Below are 20,205 nucleotides of genomic sequence, written 5' to 3' on the forward strand. Positions count from 1 at the left end.
TCCATCGTTCTCAACTCCAGGGAACGTTCGTGCAAGTGCAGTGGCCAGGGCGGGGCGGGTCAGGAGATGCCGAACTCCTTGCCGAGCAGGTCGAACACCTCGTCGTCCGTGGCGGCGTCGAGGTCGTCGGACGCCTGCGCGGCGGCGTCGGCACGGCTGTCGCGCCACACGGCGAGGAGCGCCGACAGACGGGCGCCGACCCGGTCGTCCGCGTCGTCGCCGGGCTTGACCGAGGCGAGGCCCGCCTCGATGCGGCTCAGCTCGGCGAGCAGCGGCGCCACCCCGTCGGGTTCGTCGACGACGAGCGCGTCCTCGATGTGACCGACCAGGTCGAGCGGGGTCGGGTAGTCGAAGATCGCGGTGGCGGGCAGGCGCAGGCCCGTGGCCGCGCCGAGCCGGTTGCGCAGCTCGACCGCGGTCAGCGAGTCGAAGCCCAGCTCGGTGAACGCGCGCCGCTCGTCGACCGCTCCGGCGCCGGGCAGCGCCAGTACGGCCGCGACGTGCGTGCACACCACGTCCATCAGCGCGGACGTCCGCTCGGTCGCCGGCAGCGCCGCGAGCCGGTCCCGCAGTGCGGCGGCGGGGTCGACCCCGGTGTCCGCCGCCCTGCGGGCCGTCGTCCGCACGAGAGTGCTGAACACCGGCGGAACCACGGGGAGTTCCCGTACGGCCCGCAGGTCGAGCCGCATCGGCACGACGACCGGGTCGGTCCCGAGCGCCGCCGCGTCGAACAGCTCCATGCCCTCATCGGCGGACAGGCCCGCGGCTCCGCTCTCCGCCATCCGGGCGCCCATGCCGTCCTCTCCGGCCCACAGGCCCCACGCGAGCGATGTCGCGGGCAGGCCCTGGACGTGCCGGTGCCGGGCGAGTGCGTCCAGGAACGCGTTGGCCGCCGAGTAGTTGGCCTGGCCGGGGTTGCCCAGCGTGCCCGCCGCGGACGAGAACAGCACGAATGCGGACAGGTCCAGGTCACGCGTCAGCTCGTGCAGATTCCAGGCCGCGTCGACCTTCGGCCGGAACACGGTGTCGATCCGCTCCGGCGTCTGCGACCCGATCACACCGTCGTCCAGGACACCCGCCACGTGCACGACGGCCGTCACGGGGTGCTCGGCGAGGAGCGCCGCCACCGCGTCCCGGTCCGCCACATCACAGGCGACGGCCGCGACCTCGGCCCCCAGGCCGACCAACTCGTCGTGCAGAGCGCCGACTTGACCGCGCCTGCTCGCAAGCACCAGACGTCGCACCCCGTGCCGTACGACCAGATGGCGGGCCACAAGGCCGCCCAGCATCCCGCTCGCACCGGTCACAAGAACCGGACCGGCACCAAAGTCCCGCCCGTCCTCGATCTCGGGGCGGGCCCGCACCAGCCTCGGCACGAACGTCTCGCCGGCGCGGACGGCCAGCTCGGGTTCCGCGCTGACGACGGCAGGCTTCCAGCCGTCCTCGTCGTCGACGTCCACCAGGACGAAGCGGTCCGGGTTCTCCGCCTGTGCCGTCCGCAGCAGACCCCACACCGCGGCCGACGCCAGGTCCGCCACGTCGTCGCCGTCGTCCACCGCCACCGCGCCACTGGTCACAAGGACCAGGCGCGACTGAGCGCAGCGGTCGTCGGCCAGCCAGCCCTGTACCAGTTCCAGAGCGGTGTGCACCTGCCGGTGCACGGCGTCCGCGTCCACGTCACCGGGCCGTGCGCACCGCACCACGACGTTCTCCGGCAGCGACTCGTCCGCGTCGAGCGCCGACCGTAGCGCCGCCCAGTCGGCGAACTCCGCCACCGAACCGGCACTTCCGGCCGCCGCCGAAGCGGCCACCCAGTCGAGGCGGAACAGCGACTCGTGCCCGCGCGCCGTCCCCAGCGAACCGGGAGACACCGCGCGAAGGACCAGCGAGTCCACGGTCGCGACCGGGGCACCGGAGCCGTCGGCGACGGCCAGGGCCACCGCGTCAGGTCCCACCGCGGTCAGCCGCACCCGCAGCGTCGTCGCGCCCTCGGCGTGCAGGCGGACCCCCGTCCACGCGAACGGCAGCCGTCCGTGCTCGACCGGGGGCAGTACGCCGAACGCCACCGTGTGCAGCACCGCGTCGAGGAGTGCCGGGTGTACGCCGAACCCGGCGACGGCGGTTTCCTCCGGCAGCGCGACTTCGGCGAACACCTCGTCCCCGCTGCGCCACACCGACCGCAGGCCCTGGAACACCGGACCGTAGGCGAACCCGCCGTCGGCCATGCCGTCGTAGAAACCGTCCAGTTCGACGGCCTCCGCGCCCGCCGGCGGCCACGCGCCGAGGTCGGCGGGGGCGCCGCCGTCATCGGCGAGGACTCCGCTGGCGTGCCGGGACCACGGCAGGTCGCCGCTCTCGTCCCGCGCGTGGACCGCGATGGGACGTCGGCCGGACTCGTCCGGCGCGCCGACCCGTACCTGAACCTGCACACCGCCGTGCTCGGGAAGCACCAGCGGTGTCTCAAGGGTCAGCTCCTCCACCGAGGTGCAACCGACCTGGTCACCGGCGCGCACCGCCAGCTCGACGAACGCCGTTCCGGGCAGCAGTACCGATCCCATGATCTCGTGCTCGGCGAGCCACGGATGCGTGCGCAGCGACAGCCTGCCCGTGAACAGGACGGTGTCCTCGTCCGCGAGCGCGACCGCGGTGCCGAGCAGCGGGTGGTCGGCGGAGCCGAGCCCGAGCCCGGTCGCGTCGGTGATGGGCCGCACGCTCGTGTCGGGCCAGAACCGCTGGTACTGGAAGGCGTACGTCGGCAGGTCGACTCCGTAGCCGCTGCCCTCGAAGTAGGCGGCCCAGTCGACGTGCACGCCGCGCACGTGCAGTTCGGCGAGTGCCGTCATGACGGCACCGTCCTCCGCGCGGTCGCCGCGCAGCACCGGCACGAACGCCGCGTCCGGCAGCGACTCCTGGCCAAGGGCCGACAGGACGCCACCGGGTCCCATCTCGACGAGGACGTCCGCGTCGATACCGGCCACGGCGTCGGCGAACCGCACGGACTCGCGTACGTGCCGCACCCAGTACTCCGGGGAAGCGAGTTCCTCGGCGGTTGCCGGGCAGCCCGTCAGCGTGGACACGATCGGGATCGCGGGAGCCTCGTACGACACGCTCTCCAGAACCCGGCGGAAGTCGTCAAGCATCGGGTCCATCAGCGGCGAGTGGAACGCGTGGCTGACCTTCAGGCGAGACACCTTCCGGCCCGCCTCACGCCACCGCTCAGCGACTGCTTCCACGTCGGTGTCGACACCGGAGATGACCACCGACGTCGGCCCGTTGACCGCGGCGACACCGACGGTGTCCGGCAGATCCGACGCGACCTCGGCCTCGGTCGCCTGGATCGCCACCATCGCACCGCCCTCGGGCAGCGCCTGCATCAGCGCGCCACGCGCCGACACCACCTTCACGGCATCAGCCAGCGACCACACACCCGCCACATGGGCGGCAGCCAACTCACCGATCGAATGCCCCGCCAGGACGTCGGGCCGCACACCCCACGACTCAAGAAGCCGGAACAACGCCACCTCGACCGCGAACAGAGCAGGCTGCGTCACCCCCGTCTCATTCAGCGCGTCAGCGTCCTCGCCGAACAACACCTCGCGGACCGTTGGGTCGAATTCGCCCAGTACAGCGTCCAGCACCTCGGCGAACACCGGGAAAAGGTCCGCCAGTTCACGGCCCATCCCCAGCTGCTGCGAACCCTGACCCGAGAACAGGAAGCCGACCCGGTGCTCATCGGTGACACCCAGCACGACTCCGGTGCCCGGCCGTCCCTCGACGGCGTCGGTGAGCCCGGCCGTCAGGTCGGCCACGTCCCTGCCGACGACGGCGAGCCGGTGCTCGAACCCGGCCCGCGAGGTCGCGAGTGCGCGGGCGACGTCAGTGGGGTCGAGGTCGGGCCGCTCGGTCAGGTGGTCGCGCAGCCGCGCCGCCTGGTCGCGCAGCGCGCTGTCGGTGCGGCCGGAGAGCAGCCACGGACCGGCCAGTGCCTCGGGGGTCTTCGGCGCGTCGACGTCCGCCGGGGACTCGATCTCCGGCGACTCGATGATGACGTGCGCGTTGGTGCCGCTGAAGCCGAAGGACGAGACTCCCGCCCGTCGGGGCCGGTCCGCCTGAGGCCACGGCTGTGCCTCGGTCAGCAGCTCCACGGCGCCCGCCGCCCAGTCGATGTGCGGCGAGGGCTCGCCGACGTGCAGCGTCTTCGGCAGCACGCCGTGCCGCAGCGACATCACCGTCTTGATGACGCCACCCACACCCGCGGCGGCCTGGGTGTGGCCGATGTTGGACTTCAACGAGCCCAGCCACAGCGGCTCACCCGCGCGGTCGCGTCCGTAGGTGGCGAGCAGCGCCTGGGCCTCGATCGGGTCGCCCAGGGTGGTGCCGGTGCCGTGTGCCTCGACCGCGTCCACGTCGGACGGGGTCAGGCCCGCACTGGCGAGTGCCTGGCGGATGACCCGCTGCTGCGACGGGCCGTTCGGAGCGGTCAGGCCGTTCGACGCACCGTCCTGGTTCACCGCGGAGCCGCTGACCACCGCGAGTACGGGGTGTCCGTTGCGGCGGGCGTCCGAGAGACGTTCCAGTACGAGCATTCCGACGCCCTCACCCCAGCCGGTGCCGTCGGCGTCGGCGGAGAAGGACTTGCACCGGCCGTCGGCGGACAGGCCCTGCTGGCGGCTGAAGTCGACGAACGCGCCGGGCGTCGCCATGACGGTGGCGCCACCCGCGAGCGCGAGCGAGCACTCCCCCGACCGCAGTGCCTGCGCCGCCAGGTGCAGCGCGACCAGCGACGACGAGCACGCCGTGTCCACGGTCATCGCGGGGCCTTCGAGGCCGAACGTGTAGGAGACGCGGCCGGACGCGACGCTGCCCGCGTTGCCCGTACCGAGGAATCCCTCGCTGCTCTTCGACACGCCGTGCAGCTGGGAGGCGTAGTCGTGATACATGACGCCCGCGAACACGCCGGTCGCGCTGCCGCGCAGCGACCTGGGGTCGATGCCGGCCCGCTCGAATGCCTCCCAGGATGTTTCCAGGAGCAGTCGCTGCTGCGGGTCCATCGCAAGCGCCTCACGGGGCGAGATCCCGAAGAACGTCGGGTCGAACAGGTCGGCGTCGTGCAGGAAGCCGCCCTCGCGGGTGTAGGAGCTGCCGTCCCGTTCGCCCGACGGGTCGTAGAGCCCCTCCACGTCCCAGCCGCGCTCGGTCGGGAACGGCGTGATGCCGTCGGCGCCGTCGAGGACGAGTCGCCACAGGTCCTCCGGCGTGCGTACGCCGCCGGGGTAACGGCAGCTCATGCCGACGATGGCGATCGGCTCGTCGGTCGCGGCCACGACCGTGGCGGTGGGTGCCGCGACGACGGGCGCGCCCGCGAACTCCGTGCCGATGAACTCGGCGAGTGCCGCGGGGGTCGGGTAGTCGAAGACCAGCGTGGCGGGCAGGCGAAGGCCCGTGGCCAGGTTGAGCCGGTTGCGCAGGTCGACGGCCGTCAGCGAGTCGAAGCCCAGCTCGGTGAAGGCCTGGCCGAGCGAGACCGCCTCGGGACCGGCGTGGCCGAGCACCGCGGAGGCCTGGGTGCGGACGAGGTCGAGGAGCACCCGCTCGCGTTCGTCCTCGGCCAGCGACGCGAGGCGGTCGCGGAGCGCGGCGGCGGGGTCGACCCCGGTCTCCGCAGCCCTGCGGGCCGTCGTCCGCACGAGACCGCTGAACACCGGTGGAATCACGGGGAGTTCCCGTACGGCCCGCAGGTCGAGCCGCATCGGCACGACGACCGGGTCGGTCCCACAGACCGCCGCGTCGAACAGTGCGACGCCCTCCTCCGCGGACAGGCCGGTAGCAGCGGACTGTGCCACCTTGGCGCCCATGCCGTCGGCCCACAGGCCCCAGGCCAGCGAGGTCGCGGGCAGGCCCTGGGCGCGCCTGCGCCGGGCCAGGCCGTCGAGGAACGCGTTGGCGGCCGAGTAGTTGCCCTGGCCGGTGGCGCCCAGGGTGCCCGCCACCGAGGAGAACAGCACGAACGCGGACAGGTCCAGGTCACGCGTCAGCTCGTGCAGATTCCAGGCCGCGTCGACCTTCGGCCGGAACACGGTGTCGACCTGATCCGAGGTCAGCGAGCCCATCGTGGCGTCGTCCAGCACACCGGCGGTGTGCACGACAGCGGTCACGGGGTGCTCGGCGATGAGCGCGGCGAGCGCGTCCCGGTCCGCGACGTCACACACCGCGAACGTCACGTCGGCGCCCTGCGCGACCAGTTCGGCACGCAGCTCCTCGGCGCCTTCCGCCGCCTGCCCGCGCCTGCTGGCCAGGACGAGGCGCCCGACCCCGTGCCCGCCGACGAGGTGCCGGGCGACGAGACTGCCCAGGGCACCCGACGCGCCGGTCACCAGGACCGAGCTGTCCGGACCGAACGCCGGGTCGGTGCCGGTCTCCGGCCGCACTCGCGCGAGGCGGGCCACGTACACCCGTCCGTCCCGCACGACGACCTGGGATTCCCCGGTCGTCAGCGCCTGCCGCCAGCCGTCCTCGTCGTCGACGTCCACCAGGACGAAGCGATCCGGGTCCTCCAGCTGTGCGGACCGCACCAGACCCCACACCGCGGCCGACGCGAGGTCCGCGACGTCGTCCTCGGCGCCCACCGCGACAGCGCCACGCGTCACAAGGACAAGCCGCGACGCCGAGCACCGGTCATCGGTCAGCCAGCCCTGTACGAGTTCCAGGGCGTTCAGCGTCTCCCGGCGCACGGCGTCCACGTCCCGGGACCTGGCGCACCGCACCACGACGTGGTCCGGCAGCGGCTCGCCCGCGTCGAGGGCCGACCGTACGGCGGCCCAGTCCGCGAACTCCGCCACCGGACCGGCGCTCCCGGCCGGCACGGCCGCGGGCACCCAGTCCAGGCGGAACAGCGACTCCCAGCCCTGCCGCGACAGCGTCGCCGTCACCGGCCGGAGGACCAGCGATTCGATCGTGGCCACCGGAGCACCGGAGCCGTCCGCGACCGCCAACGACACGCCGTCCGACCCCGCGGGCGACAGCCGCACCCGCAGCACCGTCGCGCCCGAGGCGTGCAGCCGCACACCCGACCACGAGAACGGCAGCTTGCCGGGTCCTTCGGGACCGCCCATCAGCCCGATGCCGTGCAGCGCCGCGTCGAGCAGCGCCGGGTGCAGACCAAAACCGTCCACTCCCGCGCCGTCCGGCAGCGCGACCTCGGCGAACACCTCGTCGCCCTTGCGCCACGCGGCCCGCAGCCCCTGGAAGAGCGGCCCGTAGCCGAATCCGCCGTCGGCCATACGGTCGTAGAGCCCGTCCAGGTCCACGACCTGCGCACCGGCCGGCGGCCAGGCGCCGACATCGGCCGGGGCCACCTCGGCTCCGGCCACGAGCACACCGCTCGCGTGCCGCACCCACAGGTCAGCGTCGTCGTCCCGCGCGTGCACCGTCACCGAACGCCGGCCGGACTCGTCCACCTCACCGACCTGCAACTGCACCCGTACGCCACCGCGCTCGGGCACCACCAGCGGCGCCTCCAGCGTCAACTCCTCGACCAGATCGCATCCGACCTGGTCACCGGCGCGCACCGCCAGCTCGAGGAACGCCGTACCGGGCAGCAGGATCGAGCCCTGGATGACGTGATCGGCCAGCCACGGGTGGGTCGCCACCGACAAGCGGCCGGTGAAGAGCTGCCCGTCCGAGTCGGCCGTGTCGACGATCGCACCGAGCAGCGGGTGACCGGCAGAGCCGAGCCCCGCAGCGTCCAGGTCGCCTGCCGACACACCGGCGTCCAGCCAGTAGCTCTGGTGCTGGAACGCGTACGTGGGCAGGCCGACCCGGCGTGCGCCACGACCGGCGAAGAAGGCTTCCCAGTCCACCCGCGTGCCCCACGTGCAGAGCTGGGCCACGGCGGAGATCAGCGCGGATTCCTCCGGGCGGTCGTTCCGCAGCACCGGCACGAACCCGGCGTCCGGCGCGGACTCCTGGCCGAGCGCCGACAGCGTGCCGCCCGGACCGACCTCGACGAACGTCGCCACGCCCTCGGCCACGAGCGTGCCGACGGCGTCGGCGAACCGCACCGACTTGCGCACGTGGCGCACCCAGTACTCCGGGGACGCCAGATCCTCGGTGGAGGCGCGGACACCGGTCAGCGTCGACACGATGGGGATGCCCGGTGCCTCGTACGACACCTCTTCAAGGACCCGGCGGAAGTCGTCGAGCATCGGGTCCATCAGCGGTGAGTGGAACGCGTGGCTGACCTTCAGGCGAGACACCTTCCGGCCCGCCTCGCGCCACCGCTCAGCGACTGCTTCAACGTCAGCAGCAACACCCGAAATCACCACCGAGTTCGGGCCGTTGACCGCGGCAATCCCGACGGTCTCCGACAGGTCCGACGCGACCTCGGCCTCGGTGGCCCGGATCGCGACCATCGCGCCACCGGAGGGGAGCGCCTGCATGAGCGCGCTCCGCGCCGACACCACCTTGACGGCGTCGGACAGCGACCAGACACCGGCCACGTGCGCGGCGGCCAGCTCGCCGATCGAGTGCCCGGCAAGGACGTCGGGTCGCACACCCCACGACTCAAGGAGCCGGAACAGCGCCACCTCGACCGCGAACAACGCAGGCTGCGTCACCCCGGTCTCGTTCAGCGCATCGGCATCCTCACCGAACAGGACCTCGCGAACCGCCGGGTCGAATTCACCCAGTACGGCGTCGAGCGCCTCGGCGAACACCGGGAAACGGGAAGCCAGTTCACGCCCCATACCCAGCCGCTGCGAACCCTGACCCGAGAACAGGAAGCCCACGCCGCCCACGGCGACGGACCCGGTGACCAGGCCCGGGAACGGCCGGCCCTCGGCGAGAGCGTCGAGCCCGTCAAGGAGCGCCGCCCGGTCGTCGCCCACGACAACGGCCCTGTGGTCGAAGGCCGATCGCGTCGTCGCCAACGAGTAGGCGAGGTCCGGCGCACCGGCCTCCGGCTCACCCGCGACGTGCTCCCGCAGCCGGATCGCCTGGTCACGGAGCGCCTCCGCGCTCCGTGCGGACAGCACCCACGGCAGTACGCCGTCGACGGGGGCCGGAGCGTGATCCTCGTCCGGTACGTGCTCGATGATGGTGTGCGCGTTCGTGCCGCTCACGCCGAACGACGACACACCGGCGCGACGCCGGCGTCCGGTCTCCGGCCAGGGCTGTGCCTCGGTCAACAGCTCGACGGCGCCCGCGGTCCAGTCCACGTTCGACGAGGGCTCGCCGACGTGCAGGGACTGCGGCAGCACACCGTTGCGCATCGCCATGACCATCTTGATCACACCCGCGACGCCCGCGGCGGCCTGCGTGTGACCGATGTTCGACTTGATCGAGCCGAGCCACAGGGGCTCACCGGCACGGTCCTGGCCGTAAGTGGCAAGGAGGGCCTGGGCCTCGATCGGGTCGCCCAGGGTCGTGCCGGTGCCGTGCGCCTCGACCGCGTCCACGTCGGACGGGGTCAGGCCCGCGCTCGCGAGGGCCTGTCGCATGACGCGCTGCTGCGAGGGGCCGTTCGGCGCGGTGAGACCGTTGGACGCGCCGTCCTGGTTCACCGCCGAACCACGGATGACGGCAAGGACGGGGTGTCCGTTGCGGCGGGCGTCCGAGAGGCGCTCCACGAGGAGCATGCCGACGCCCTCGCCCCAGCCGGTGCCGTCGGCGTCGTCGGAGAACGACTTGCACCGACCGTCGGCGGACAGGCCGCGCTGACGGCTGAAGTCGACGAAGGTCGCCGGGCTCGCCATCACGGCGACACCACCGGCGAGCGCCATCGAGCACTCCCCCTGGCGCAGCGCCTGGATCGCCCAGTGCAGGGCCACGAGGGACGAGGAGCACGCGGTGTCGACGGTGACGGCGGGGCCCTCCAGGCCCAGGGCGTAGGCGACGCGGCCGGAGGCGACGCTGCCGGCCCCGCCGGTGCCGAGGTAGCCCTCGACGTCCTCCGAGACGGAACGCAGCCGCGCCACGTAGTCGTGGTACATCACGCCCGCGAACACCCCGGTCGCACTGCCCCGCGCGGACTCCGGAGCGATACCGGCCTGCTCGAACGCCTCCCAGGAGGTCTCAAGGAGCAGTCGCTGCTGCGGGTCCATGGCAAGGGCCTCGCGGGGCGAGATCCCGAAGAACGCAGGGTCGAACAGATCGGCGTCGTGCAGGAAGCCGCCCTCGCGGGTGTACGAGGTACCCATGTGCTCGGGGTCCGGGTTGTACAGGGCGTCCAGGTCCCAGCCACGGTTGACAGGGAACTCACTGATGGCGTCGGCGCCGTCAAGGACGAGTCGCCACAGGTCCTCGGGCGAGTTGACCCCGCCGGGGTAGCGGCAGCTCATGCCGACGATCGCGATGGGCTCGTCGCTCACGGCGACGGTCGTGCGGGTGGGCGCCGCGACGACGGGCGCGCCCGCGAACTCCGTGCCGATGAAGGCGGCGAGTGCCGCGGGGCTCGGGTAGTCGAAGACCAGCGTGGCGGGCAGGCGCAGCTCGGTGGCCGCGTTGAGGTGGTTGCGCAGCTCGACGGAGCTGAGCGAGTCGAAGCCCAGTTCGCGGAAGGCGCGGTCGGGTGCGACGGCGTGTGCCGAGCTGTGGCCGAGCACCGCGGCGGCGTGGGTACGGACGAGGTCCAGCAGTGCCTTCTCCCGCTCGGCCTCGGTCATGCCTGCGAGGGACTGCGCCAGTGCGGTCCGGGCGGCGGCGGGGTCGACAGTCCTGCGTGCGGTGCCCCGCACCAGGCCGCGCAAGAGGTGCGGCACGGGGTGGGAACGCGCCTGCCGCTGCAGCACGGTCAGGTCGAGGGGAACGGGCGCCAGCAGCGCGCGGCCCGTGGATCCCGCCGCGTCGAACAGCGCAAGGCCCTCGGCCGCGCCGATCGGTATCGCGCCGCCGCTGGTGATCCGTCGTACGTCGGCCTCGTCGAGGCTGCCTGCCATGCCGCCGCCGGAGGCCCACAGGCCCCACGCGAGCGAGGTCGCGGCAAGGCCGGATGCGTGACGGTGCTGGGCGAGCGCGTCCAGGAACGCGTTGGCAGCCGCGTAGTTGCCCTGGCCGGCGCCACCGAAGACACCGGCGGCGGACGAGAACATCACGAAGGCGGACAGGTCGAGGTCGCGGGTCAGCTCGTGAAGGTGCCAGGCCGCGTCGACCTTCGGCCGGAACACGGCGTCGATCCGCTCCGCCGTCAGCGAGCCGATCGTGCCGTCATCCAGCACACCCGCCGTGTGCACCACCGCGGATATCTCGTGCTCGGCGAGCAGCGCCGCGAGGGCTTCGCGGTCGGCCACATCGCAGGCCGCGTACGTCACCTCGGCGCCCTGCGCGCTGAGTTCATCGCGCAGTTCCTCGGCACCCTCGGCGGCAGAGCCGCGCCTGCTCACCAGGAGCAGGTTGCGCACGCCCCGCTCGGCGACCAGATGCCGGGCGACAAGGCCGCCCAGCGTGCCCGTGGCACCGGTCAGCATCACGGCGCCGGTACCGAAGCCGGGGTCTTCGACCACGGACTGCCGGGCCCTGGCCAGGCGCGGGGCAGTGGCGGCGCCCGAGCGCAACGCGAGCTGGGGCTCACCGGTGGCCAGCGCGGACGGCAGTACGTCGAGCGAGGACGCCTCGTCGTCGAGGTCGACCAGCACGATCCGGTCCGGGTTCTCCGACTGAGCGGAGCGCACCAGACCCCACACCGCCGCCTGAGCGACATCTCGTACGTCGTCATCGGCCGTGGCGGCGATCGCGCCACGGGTCACGATGACCAGACGCGACGCGTCGAACCGCCCGTCCGCCAGCCAGGACTGGACCGCATTCAGCGCCCAGTGCGCCACCTCATGCGCACCGGTGGCCGAGTCGGAGGACGTGGAGGTGACCGGGCACGACAGAATGACGAATTCAGGCAGCTCCGCCGCCCCAGCCAGCGCCTCCAGGTCGGTCCACTCGACCGTCGGAACATCGTCCCCGGCCACGGGCACCGACACCCAGTCGACACCGAACAGCGCGTCATCGCGGTCGTCACCGGCGACCTGGGCCAGTGCGGCCGGGCGCAGCACCAGCGAGTCGATCGTGGCCACCGGTGCGCCGGAGCCGTCCGCGACCGTCAGCGCCACTCCGTCCGCGCCGGTGGGCGACAGCCGCACCCGCAGCGCCGTCGCACCCGAGGCGTGCAGCCGCACACCCGACCACGAGAACGGCAGCTTGCCGGGAGCGTCGGCCTCGCCCATCAGCCCGATGGCTTGCAGCGTCGCGTCCAACAGCGCCGGGTGCAGACCGAATCCCTCAGCCTTCACGCCGTCCGGGAGCGCGACCTCGGCGAACATCTCGTTCCCGCTGCGCCAGGCCGACTGCAGTCCCTGGAACACCGGGCCGTAGCCGAAGCCGCCCGCGACCATGCGGTCGTAGTAGCCGTCCAGGTCCACGGTCTCCGCGCCTGCGGGCGGCCACTCCACCAGCGAAGCACCGCCGGAGCGGCCGCCTGCTCCCAGCACACCGGTGGCGTGCCGGGTCCATGAACGGCCGTCGTCGGTGTCACCCACGCTGGAGTGGAAGCTCAGCTCACGCCGGCCCGACTCGTCCGCCGCACCGACCCACACCTGAACCCGCACCGAACCCTGCTCGGGCAGAACGAGGGGCGCTTCCAGGGTCAGCTCCTCGACCAGGTCGCACCCGACCTGGTCACCGGCGCGCACCGCCAGCTCGACGAACGCCGTGCCGGGCAGCAGCACCGAGCCCATGATCTCGTGATCGGCCAGCCACGGGTGGGTCTGGACCGACAACCGGCCGGTCAGCAGCACACCATCCGTGCCGCCGAGGGTCACGGTCGCGCCGAGTAGCGGGTGCTCGGCGGCACCGAGCCCGGCTGCCGCGACATTTCCGATCACCGGCTGGACGTCAGGCCAGTAGCGCTCACGCTGGAACGCGTACGTCGGCAGGTCAGCCCACCGCGCACTGCGACCGGCGAAGAACACATTCCAGTCCACTCGGACACCACGTACGTGCAACTGTCCCGCGGCCGTCGTCGCGGCAACCGCCTCCGGGCGGTCGTTCCGCAGCACCGGGACGAACCCGGCGTCCGGCGCGGACTCCTGGCCCAGCGCGGACAGCGTCCCGCCGGGGCCCACCTCGACGAACGTCGCCACGCCCTCGTCCACGAGCGTGCGAACGGCGTCGGCGAACCGCACCGACTCACGCACATGCCGCACCCAGTACTCCGGCGAGGCCAACTCATCGGCGGAGACGCGGGCGCCGGTCAGCGTGGACACGATCGGGATCGCGGGAGCCTCGTACGACACTCCCTCCAGAACCCGGCGGAAGTCATCCAGCATCGGGTCCATCAACGGCGAATGGAACGCGTGGCTCACCTTCAGGCGAGACACCTTCCGGCCCGCCTCGCGCCAACGCTCCGCGACTGCTTCAACGTCAGCGGCCACACCCGAAATCACCACCGAGTTCGGGCCGTTGACCGCGGCGATCCCGACGGTCTCCGGGAGTTCCGATGCGACCTCGGCCTCGGACGCCTGGACCGCGACCATCGCGCCGCCCGTCGGCAGCGCCTGCATCAGCCCGGCACGGGCCGACACCACGGCGGCGGCGTCAGCCAGCGACCACACACCGGCCACGTGGGCCGCTGCCAGCTCGCCGATCGAGTGCCCCGCCAGCATGTCGGGGCGGACGCCCCACGACTCAAGGAGGCGGAAGAGGGCCACCTCGACCGCGAACAGCGCGGGCTGCGTGACACCCGTCTCGTTCAGCGCATCGGCGTCCTCGCCGAAGAGGACTTCACGTACCTGCGGGTCGAACTCCGACAGCGCGGCGTCGAGCGCCTCGGCGAACACCGGGAAACGGGAAGCCAGTTCGCGCCCCATACCGAGCCGCTGCGAACCCTGCCCCGAGAACAGAAAGCCCAGTCGGCCGGGCTCATCGGCGACACCCGTGACCACGGCACCGGTCGCCCGGCCCTCGGCCACGGCCGCCAATGCGGCCAGCAGTTCCGCCCGGTCGGCACCGACCACCACGGCACGGTGCTCAAGCACCGCACGTGAGGAAACCAGCGCACGGCCCACGTCCCCCACACTCAGCTCAGGAGTCATGTCCGCGAAGGACTTGAGCCGTGCGGCCTGCTCCCGCAACGCCTCGGGGCTCTTGGCCGACAGCAGCCACGGCACCAGTCCTGCGTCGCGATCCGGCTCCCGTGCCTCGGCCTGCTCCTCCTGCTCGACGGCGGGGGCCTGCTCGATGATGGTGTGCGCGTTGGTACCGCTGAACCCGAACGACGACACGCCTGCTCGCCACGGCCGGTCCACAGCGGGCCACTCACGTTCGTCAGTGAGCAACTCCACCGCACCCGCGGACCAGTCCACGTGGGGTGACGGCTCGTCCACGTGCAGGGTCTTGGGGAGCACGCCGTGCCGCATCGACATGACCATCTTGATCACGCCCGCCACACCGGCCGCGGCCTGCGTGTGACCAAGGTTCGACTTGATCGAGCCCAGCCACAACGGCCGGTCGGCGGGCCGGTCCTGGCCGTAGGTGGCGAGGACGGCCTGGGCCTCGATCGGGTCGCCCAGCTTCGTGCCCGTACCGTGCGCCTCGACCACATCCACGTCGGCCGACTCCAGGCCCGCGCTTGCCAGTGCCTGGCGGATGACGCGCTGCTGCGACGGGCCGTTCGGGGCGGTCAGGCCGTTCGACGCACCGTCCTGATTGACGGCCGAGCCCCGTACGACGGCCAGCACCTGGTGGCCGTTGCGCTGCGCGTCCGAGAGCCGCTCGACGAACAGCATGCCGACGCCCTCGCCCCAGCCCGTGCCGTCGGCACCGGCGGCGAACGCCTTGCACCGCCCGTCCACGGCGAGACCACGCTGGCGGCTGAACTCGACGAACGAGGTCGGCGTCGACATCACCGTCACACCGCCGGCCAGCGCCAGTTCGCACTCGCCCCTTTGCAGCGCCTGCACCGCCAGGTGCAGGGCCACCAGCGACGACGAGCACGCCGTGTCCACCGTGACGGCCGGGCCCTCAAGGCCGAACGTGTAGGACAGGCGGCCGGAGGCCACGCTGGCCGCGTTGCCGGTCGCGACGTAACCGCCCATGTCGTCGGCAGCCGCGCCCAGCACCCATCCGTAGTCCTGCATGTTCGACCCTACGAACACGCCTACGCGCTCACCGCGCAGCGAATCCGGGTCGATGCCTGCCCGCTCGAACGCCTCCCAGGAGGTCTCAAGGAGCAGTCGCTGCTGCGGGTCCATGGCAAGGGCCTCGCGCGGCGAGATCCCGAAGAACGCCGGGTCGAACGCGCCCACGTCGGACAGGAAGGCACCGGAACGCGAATACGAGGTTCCCACCCCGTCCGGGTCGGGGTCGTACAGCGCTTCCAAGTCCCAACCACGATCCGTCGGGAACTCCGACACCGCGTCCCCACCCGCGAGGACCACGTCCCACAGTTCCTCCGGGCTCGACACACCGCCCGGGAACCGGCACGACATCGCCACGATCGCGATCGGCTCGTCGGACGCGCTCGACACGGTCACGGAAGCGGATGCAGTGGGGACAACGCCGGACAGTTCGGTACGCAGGTACGCGGCAAGGACCGCCGCGTTCGGGTAGTCGTAGACCAACGTCGCCGGCAGCGCGACACCCGTGGCCTCACTCAGCCGGGCGCGCAGCTCCACCGCCGTCAGCGAGTCAAACCCCAACTCCCTGAACGCACGAGACGCCGAGAACGCATCACCCGACACATGACCGAGCACCGCGGCAGCCTCATACCGCACCAACTCCGTGAGCTGCCGCTCCTGCTCAGCCTCGTCCAGACCCGACAGACGCAGCGCCAACTCCGACATACCATCGGCCGCCGAAGTGGCCTCGAACGCCGCACGCACCTCGGGCAGTTCACCCAGCAACGGACTCGGCCGCTGCGCCATGAACGTGCCCGCGAACCGCTCCCAGTCCACATCAGCAACGATCACATTACCGTCACCGCGCTCCAGAGCCGTGGCCAGACCAGCGATCGCCACCGCAGGAGACATCGTCGGCAGACCCCTGCGCCGCAAATGCCCCGCCGCATCGCCACCGGCACCGGCGACCATGCCGCCACCACCCCAAGGACCCCACGCAACCGCCGTCGCAGGCAAACCCGCCGCCCGACGGTGCCCGGCAAGGGCATCCAGATACGCGTTGGCAGCCGCATACGCTCCCTGCCCGCCACTGCCCCACACACCAGCAATGGACGAGAACAGCACGAACGCGTCCAACTGCCGGTCACCCAGCAGCTCGTGGAGGTTGCGCGCACCGTCCACCTTCGCCGACATCACATCAGCGAACTCACCCAGATTAGCCGGATCAAGGCCGGCGAGAACACCTGAACGCTCGACACCCGCCGCATGCACTACCGCAGTGAGCGACGGAATGCCCGCCAGCAGCTCGGCGACGGACTCCCTGTCCGCCATGTCGCAGGCGGCGAACGTGACGCGTGCGCCCAGCTCGACGAGCTCGGCCTCCAGCTCCGCGGCACCATCAGCTGCGCGTCCGCGACGGCTCACCAGCACGACGTGCTCGGCACCGTTCCCCGCCAACCAGCGGGACACGTGACCGCCCAGGGCACCGAGGCCACCGGTCACAAGGACCGTCCCACTCGGCGTCCAGCCGGTGCCGAGGGTGTTCGTGCTCATCGGCGCCGGCACCAGCCTGCGCCCGAGCATCCCGCCGCCACGCAGGGCGATCTGGTCCTCGCCGTTCGGTTCGGCGAGGACGGACGCGAGAAGGTCGCCGGTCGTCTCGTCCTGCGCTTCGGGCAGATCGACCAGGCCGCCCCAGCGGCCGGGCTGCTCCAGAGCGGCCACCCGGCCAAGACCCCACAGCATCGACTGCTCGAAACCGGCAACCACATCGTCCGCACCCGCCGACACCGCGCCCGACGTCAGGCACCACAGCGGCGCATCCGCCTCACCCAGCGCCTGCAGCAGACCAATCGTGGCCGCGACACCCGCAGGCACGGACGATGCGCCCGCATCGGCGAGACCCAGCAGCGAGACCACACCATTCAACGCCGACAGACCGGTCAACTGCTCCGCCCAGTCGGCCGCTTCCGCGTCCACATCCACGTGCAGGACGTGCACGTCGTCCGCACCGTTCCGGCTCAGCGACTCACGCACCCAATCGGCACGGTCCTCACCAACCGGCGCGACAACCAGCCAGACACCATCCAGGCGCCCAGACCCGGCAGCCACCGACCGCCACTCGACCCCATACCGCCAACCGTCCACGGTGGAGCGCCCCTGCTGCTCCTTGCGCCAGGCGGAAAGCCTCGGCAGCACCGCACTCAGCGGAGCGTCCGACGACACATCCAACGTACGGGCGAGGTCGGCGATGTCGCCGTCCTCCACGACTCCCCAGAACCGCGCCTCCACCGGCGACAGGAGCCCAACCTCCATATCGGCGGAGGGGGCGTCCAGCCAGTAGCGCTCGCGCTGGAACGCGTACGTCGGCAGGTCCACCCGCCGCGCACCGCGCCCGGCGAAGAACACCTCCCAGTCCACTCGGACACCACGCACATGCAGCTGTCCCGCGGCCGTCGTCGCGGCAACCGCCTCCGGGCGGTCATTCCGCAGGACCGGCACGAAGGCCGCATCCGGTGCGGACTGCTGACCCAGCGCCGACAGCGTGCCACCCGGGCCGACCTCGACGAACGTGGTCACCTCGTCGTCCACGAGCGTGCCGACGGCAGCGGCGAACCGCACCGACTCGCGCACGTGGCGCACCCAGTATTCGGGCGAGGCCAACTCCTCGGCGGTCGCGCGGACTCCGGTCAGCGTCGACACGATCGGAATCGAAGGCGCCTCGTACGACACGCCCTCAAGCACCCGGCGGAAGTCATCCAGCATCGGGTCCATCAGCGGCGAGTGGAACGCGTGGCTGACCTTCAGGCGAGACACCTTCCGGCCCGCCTCGCGCCAACGCTCCGCGACCGCTTCAACGTCAGCGGCGGCACCGGAAATGACCACGGAGTTGGGGCCGTTGACGGCAGCGATACCAACGGTCTCCGGCAGGCCGGACGCGACTTCGGCCTCGGACGCCTGGATCGCCACCATCGCGCCACCGGACGGCAGCGCCTGCATCAGCGCGCCACGCGCCGACACCACCTTGACCGCGTCGGACAGCGACCACACGCCCGCCACATGGGCGGCGGCCAGCTCACCGATGGAGTGCCCCGCCAGGGCGTCGGGCTGCACGCCCCAGGAGTCGAGGAGCCGGAACAGCGCCACCTCGACCGCGAACAGCGCGGGCTGCGTCACCCCGGTCTCGTTCAGCGCGTCGGCGTCCTCGCCGAACAGGACGTCACGGACCTCAGGCCCGAACTCCGCGAGTACGGCGTCCAGTGCCTCGGCGAACGCCGGGAAACGGGCCGCCAGTTCGCGACCCATACCGAGCCGCTGCGAACCCTGACCCGAGAACAAGAAGGCCAGTCGTCCGGGCGCGTCGGCAAGGCCCGTGACCACGGCACCGGTCGGATGCCCCTCGGCCACGGCCGCCAGGGCCGCCAGGAATTCGGACCGCTCACCGGCGACCACCACGGCACGGTGCTCAAGCACCGCACGCGAGGACACCAGCGCACGGCCCACATCCGCCACGGCCAGATCCGACGCCTCGTCCACGAAGGACTTGAGCCGTGCGGCCTGCTCCCGCAGCGCCTCGGGGCTCTTGGCCGACAGCAGCCACGGCACCAGACCCGCGTCACCTACCGGCTCCGATGCTTGCTCCTGCTCCTCCTGCTCGACCACCGGAGCCTGCTCGACGATGACATGCGCGTTCGTGCCACTCACGCCGAACGACGACACACCCGCCCGCCACGGCTGACCCGTCTCAGGCCACGGACGCGCCTCCGTCAACAACTCGACAGCGCCCGCGGACCAGTCCACATGCGACGACGGCTCATCCACGTGCAGCGTCTTCGGCAGTACGCCCTGCCGCATCGCCATCACCATCTTGATCACACCGGCCACACCCGCAGCCGCCTGCGTGTGACCGATGTTGGACTTCACCGAGCCCAGCCACAGCGGCCGGTCTGCGGGCCGGTCCTGGCCGTAGGCCGTCAGCAGTGCCTGCGCCTCGATCGGGTCGCCCAGCTTCGTACCCGTACCGTGCGCCTCCACCGCGTCCACCTGCGCCGCGGTGAGCTGTGCGCTCGCCAGCGCCTGGCGGATGACCCGCTGCTGGGAAGGGCCGTTCGGGGCGGTCAGGCCGTTCGACGCGCCGTCCTGGTTCACCGCCGAGCCGCGGATCACTCCGAGGACCTCGTGGCCGTTGCGCTCCGCGTCCGAGAGACGCTCGAGGACCAGCAGACCCACGCCCTCGCCCCAGCCGGTGCCATCGGCGGCGTCGGCGAACGCCTTGACACGGCCGTCCGTGGCCAGGCCGCGCTGGCGGCTGAAGTCGATGAACACCCCGGGCGTCGACATCACGGTGACGCCGCCCGCGAGGGCGATCGGGCACTCCCCGTGCCGCAGCGCGTGCACCGCGAGGTGCATCGCGACCAGGGACGACGAGCAGGCGGTGTCGATGGTCAGCGCGGGGCCCTCGAAACCGAAGGTGTAGGACAGCCGGCCGGAGATGACGCTCGCCGCGTTGCCGGTGCCGAGGTAGCCCTCGTAACCCTCCGGCGCGCCGGTGAGCAGGCGGGCCAGGTAGTCCTGGCCGTTGGTGCCGACGAACACGCCCGACCTGCTGCCCCGCAGCGTGTGCGGGTCGATGCCCGCCCGCTCGAAGGCCTCCCAGGAGGTCTCGAGGAGTAAGCGCTGCTGCGGGTCCATCGCCGCGGCCTCGCGCGGTGAGATCCCGAAGAAGGCCGGGTCGAAGTCCGGCACGTCGTGGATGAAGGCGCCCTCACGGGTGTAGCAGGTCCCCTGCCGGTCGGGGTCGTCGTCGAAGAGTGCCTCCAGGTCCCAGCCACGGTTGGTGGGGAACTCGGAGACGGCGTCCTTGCCGTCCTGCAGGAGTCGCCACAGGTCCTCCGGCGAGCGCACACCACCGGGGAACCGGCAGCTCATGCCGACGATCGCGATCGGCTCGGCCTCGCGCTCCTCGGCCTCCCGCAGCTTGCCGCGTGCCTCCTGGAGGTCCACGGAGGCTCGGCGGAGGTAGTCGAGGTACTTCTCCTCGTTGGACATGTGTTGCGACCCTTCAGGTGAGTTCATCGGCTCAGGACCGACCGAGTTGTTCGTCGAG

The 20,205-nt window shown here is 71.9% G+C and carries 1 protein-coding gene; it reads right to left on the reverse strand.

The genetic code is table 11. The features are described 5' to 3' along the window. Positions 1 to 59 precede the first annotated feature (59 nt). On the reverse strand, positions 60 to 20,147 hold the full coding sequence (locus AC07AG_RS27940; protein WP_478758705.1) for a type I polyketide synthase: 20,088 nt from the start codon (positions 20,145 to 20,147) through the stop codon (positions 60 to 62). Positions 20,148 to 20,205: the final 58 nt, after the last annotated feature.

The organism is Streptomyces sp. NPDC044044, assembly GCF_056434405.1.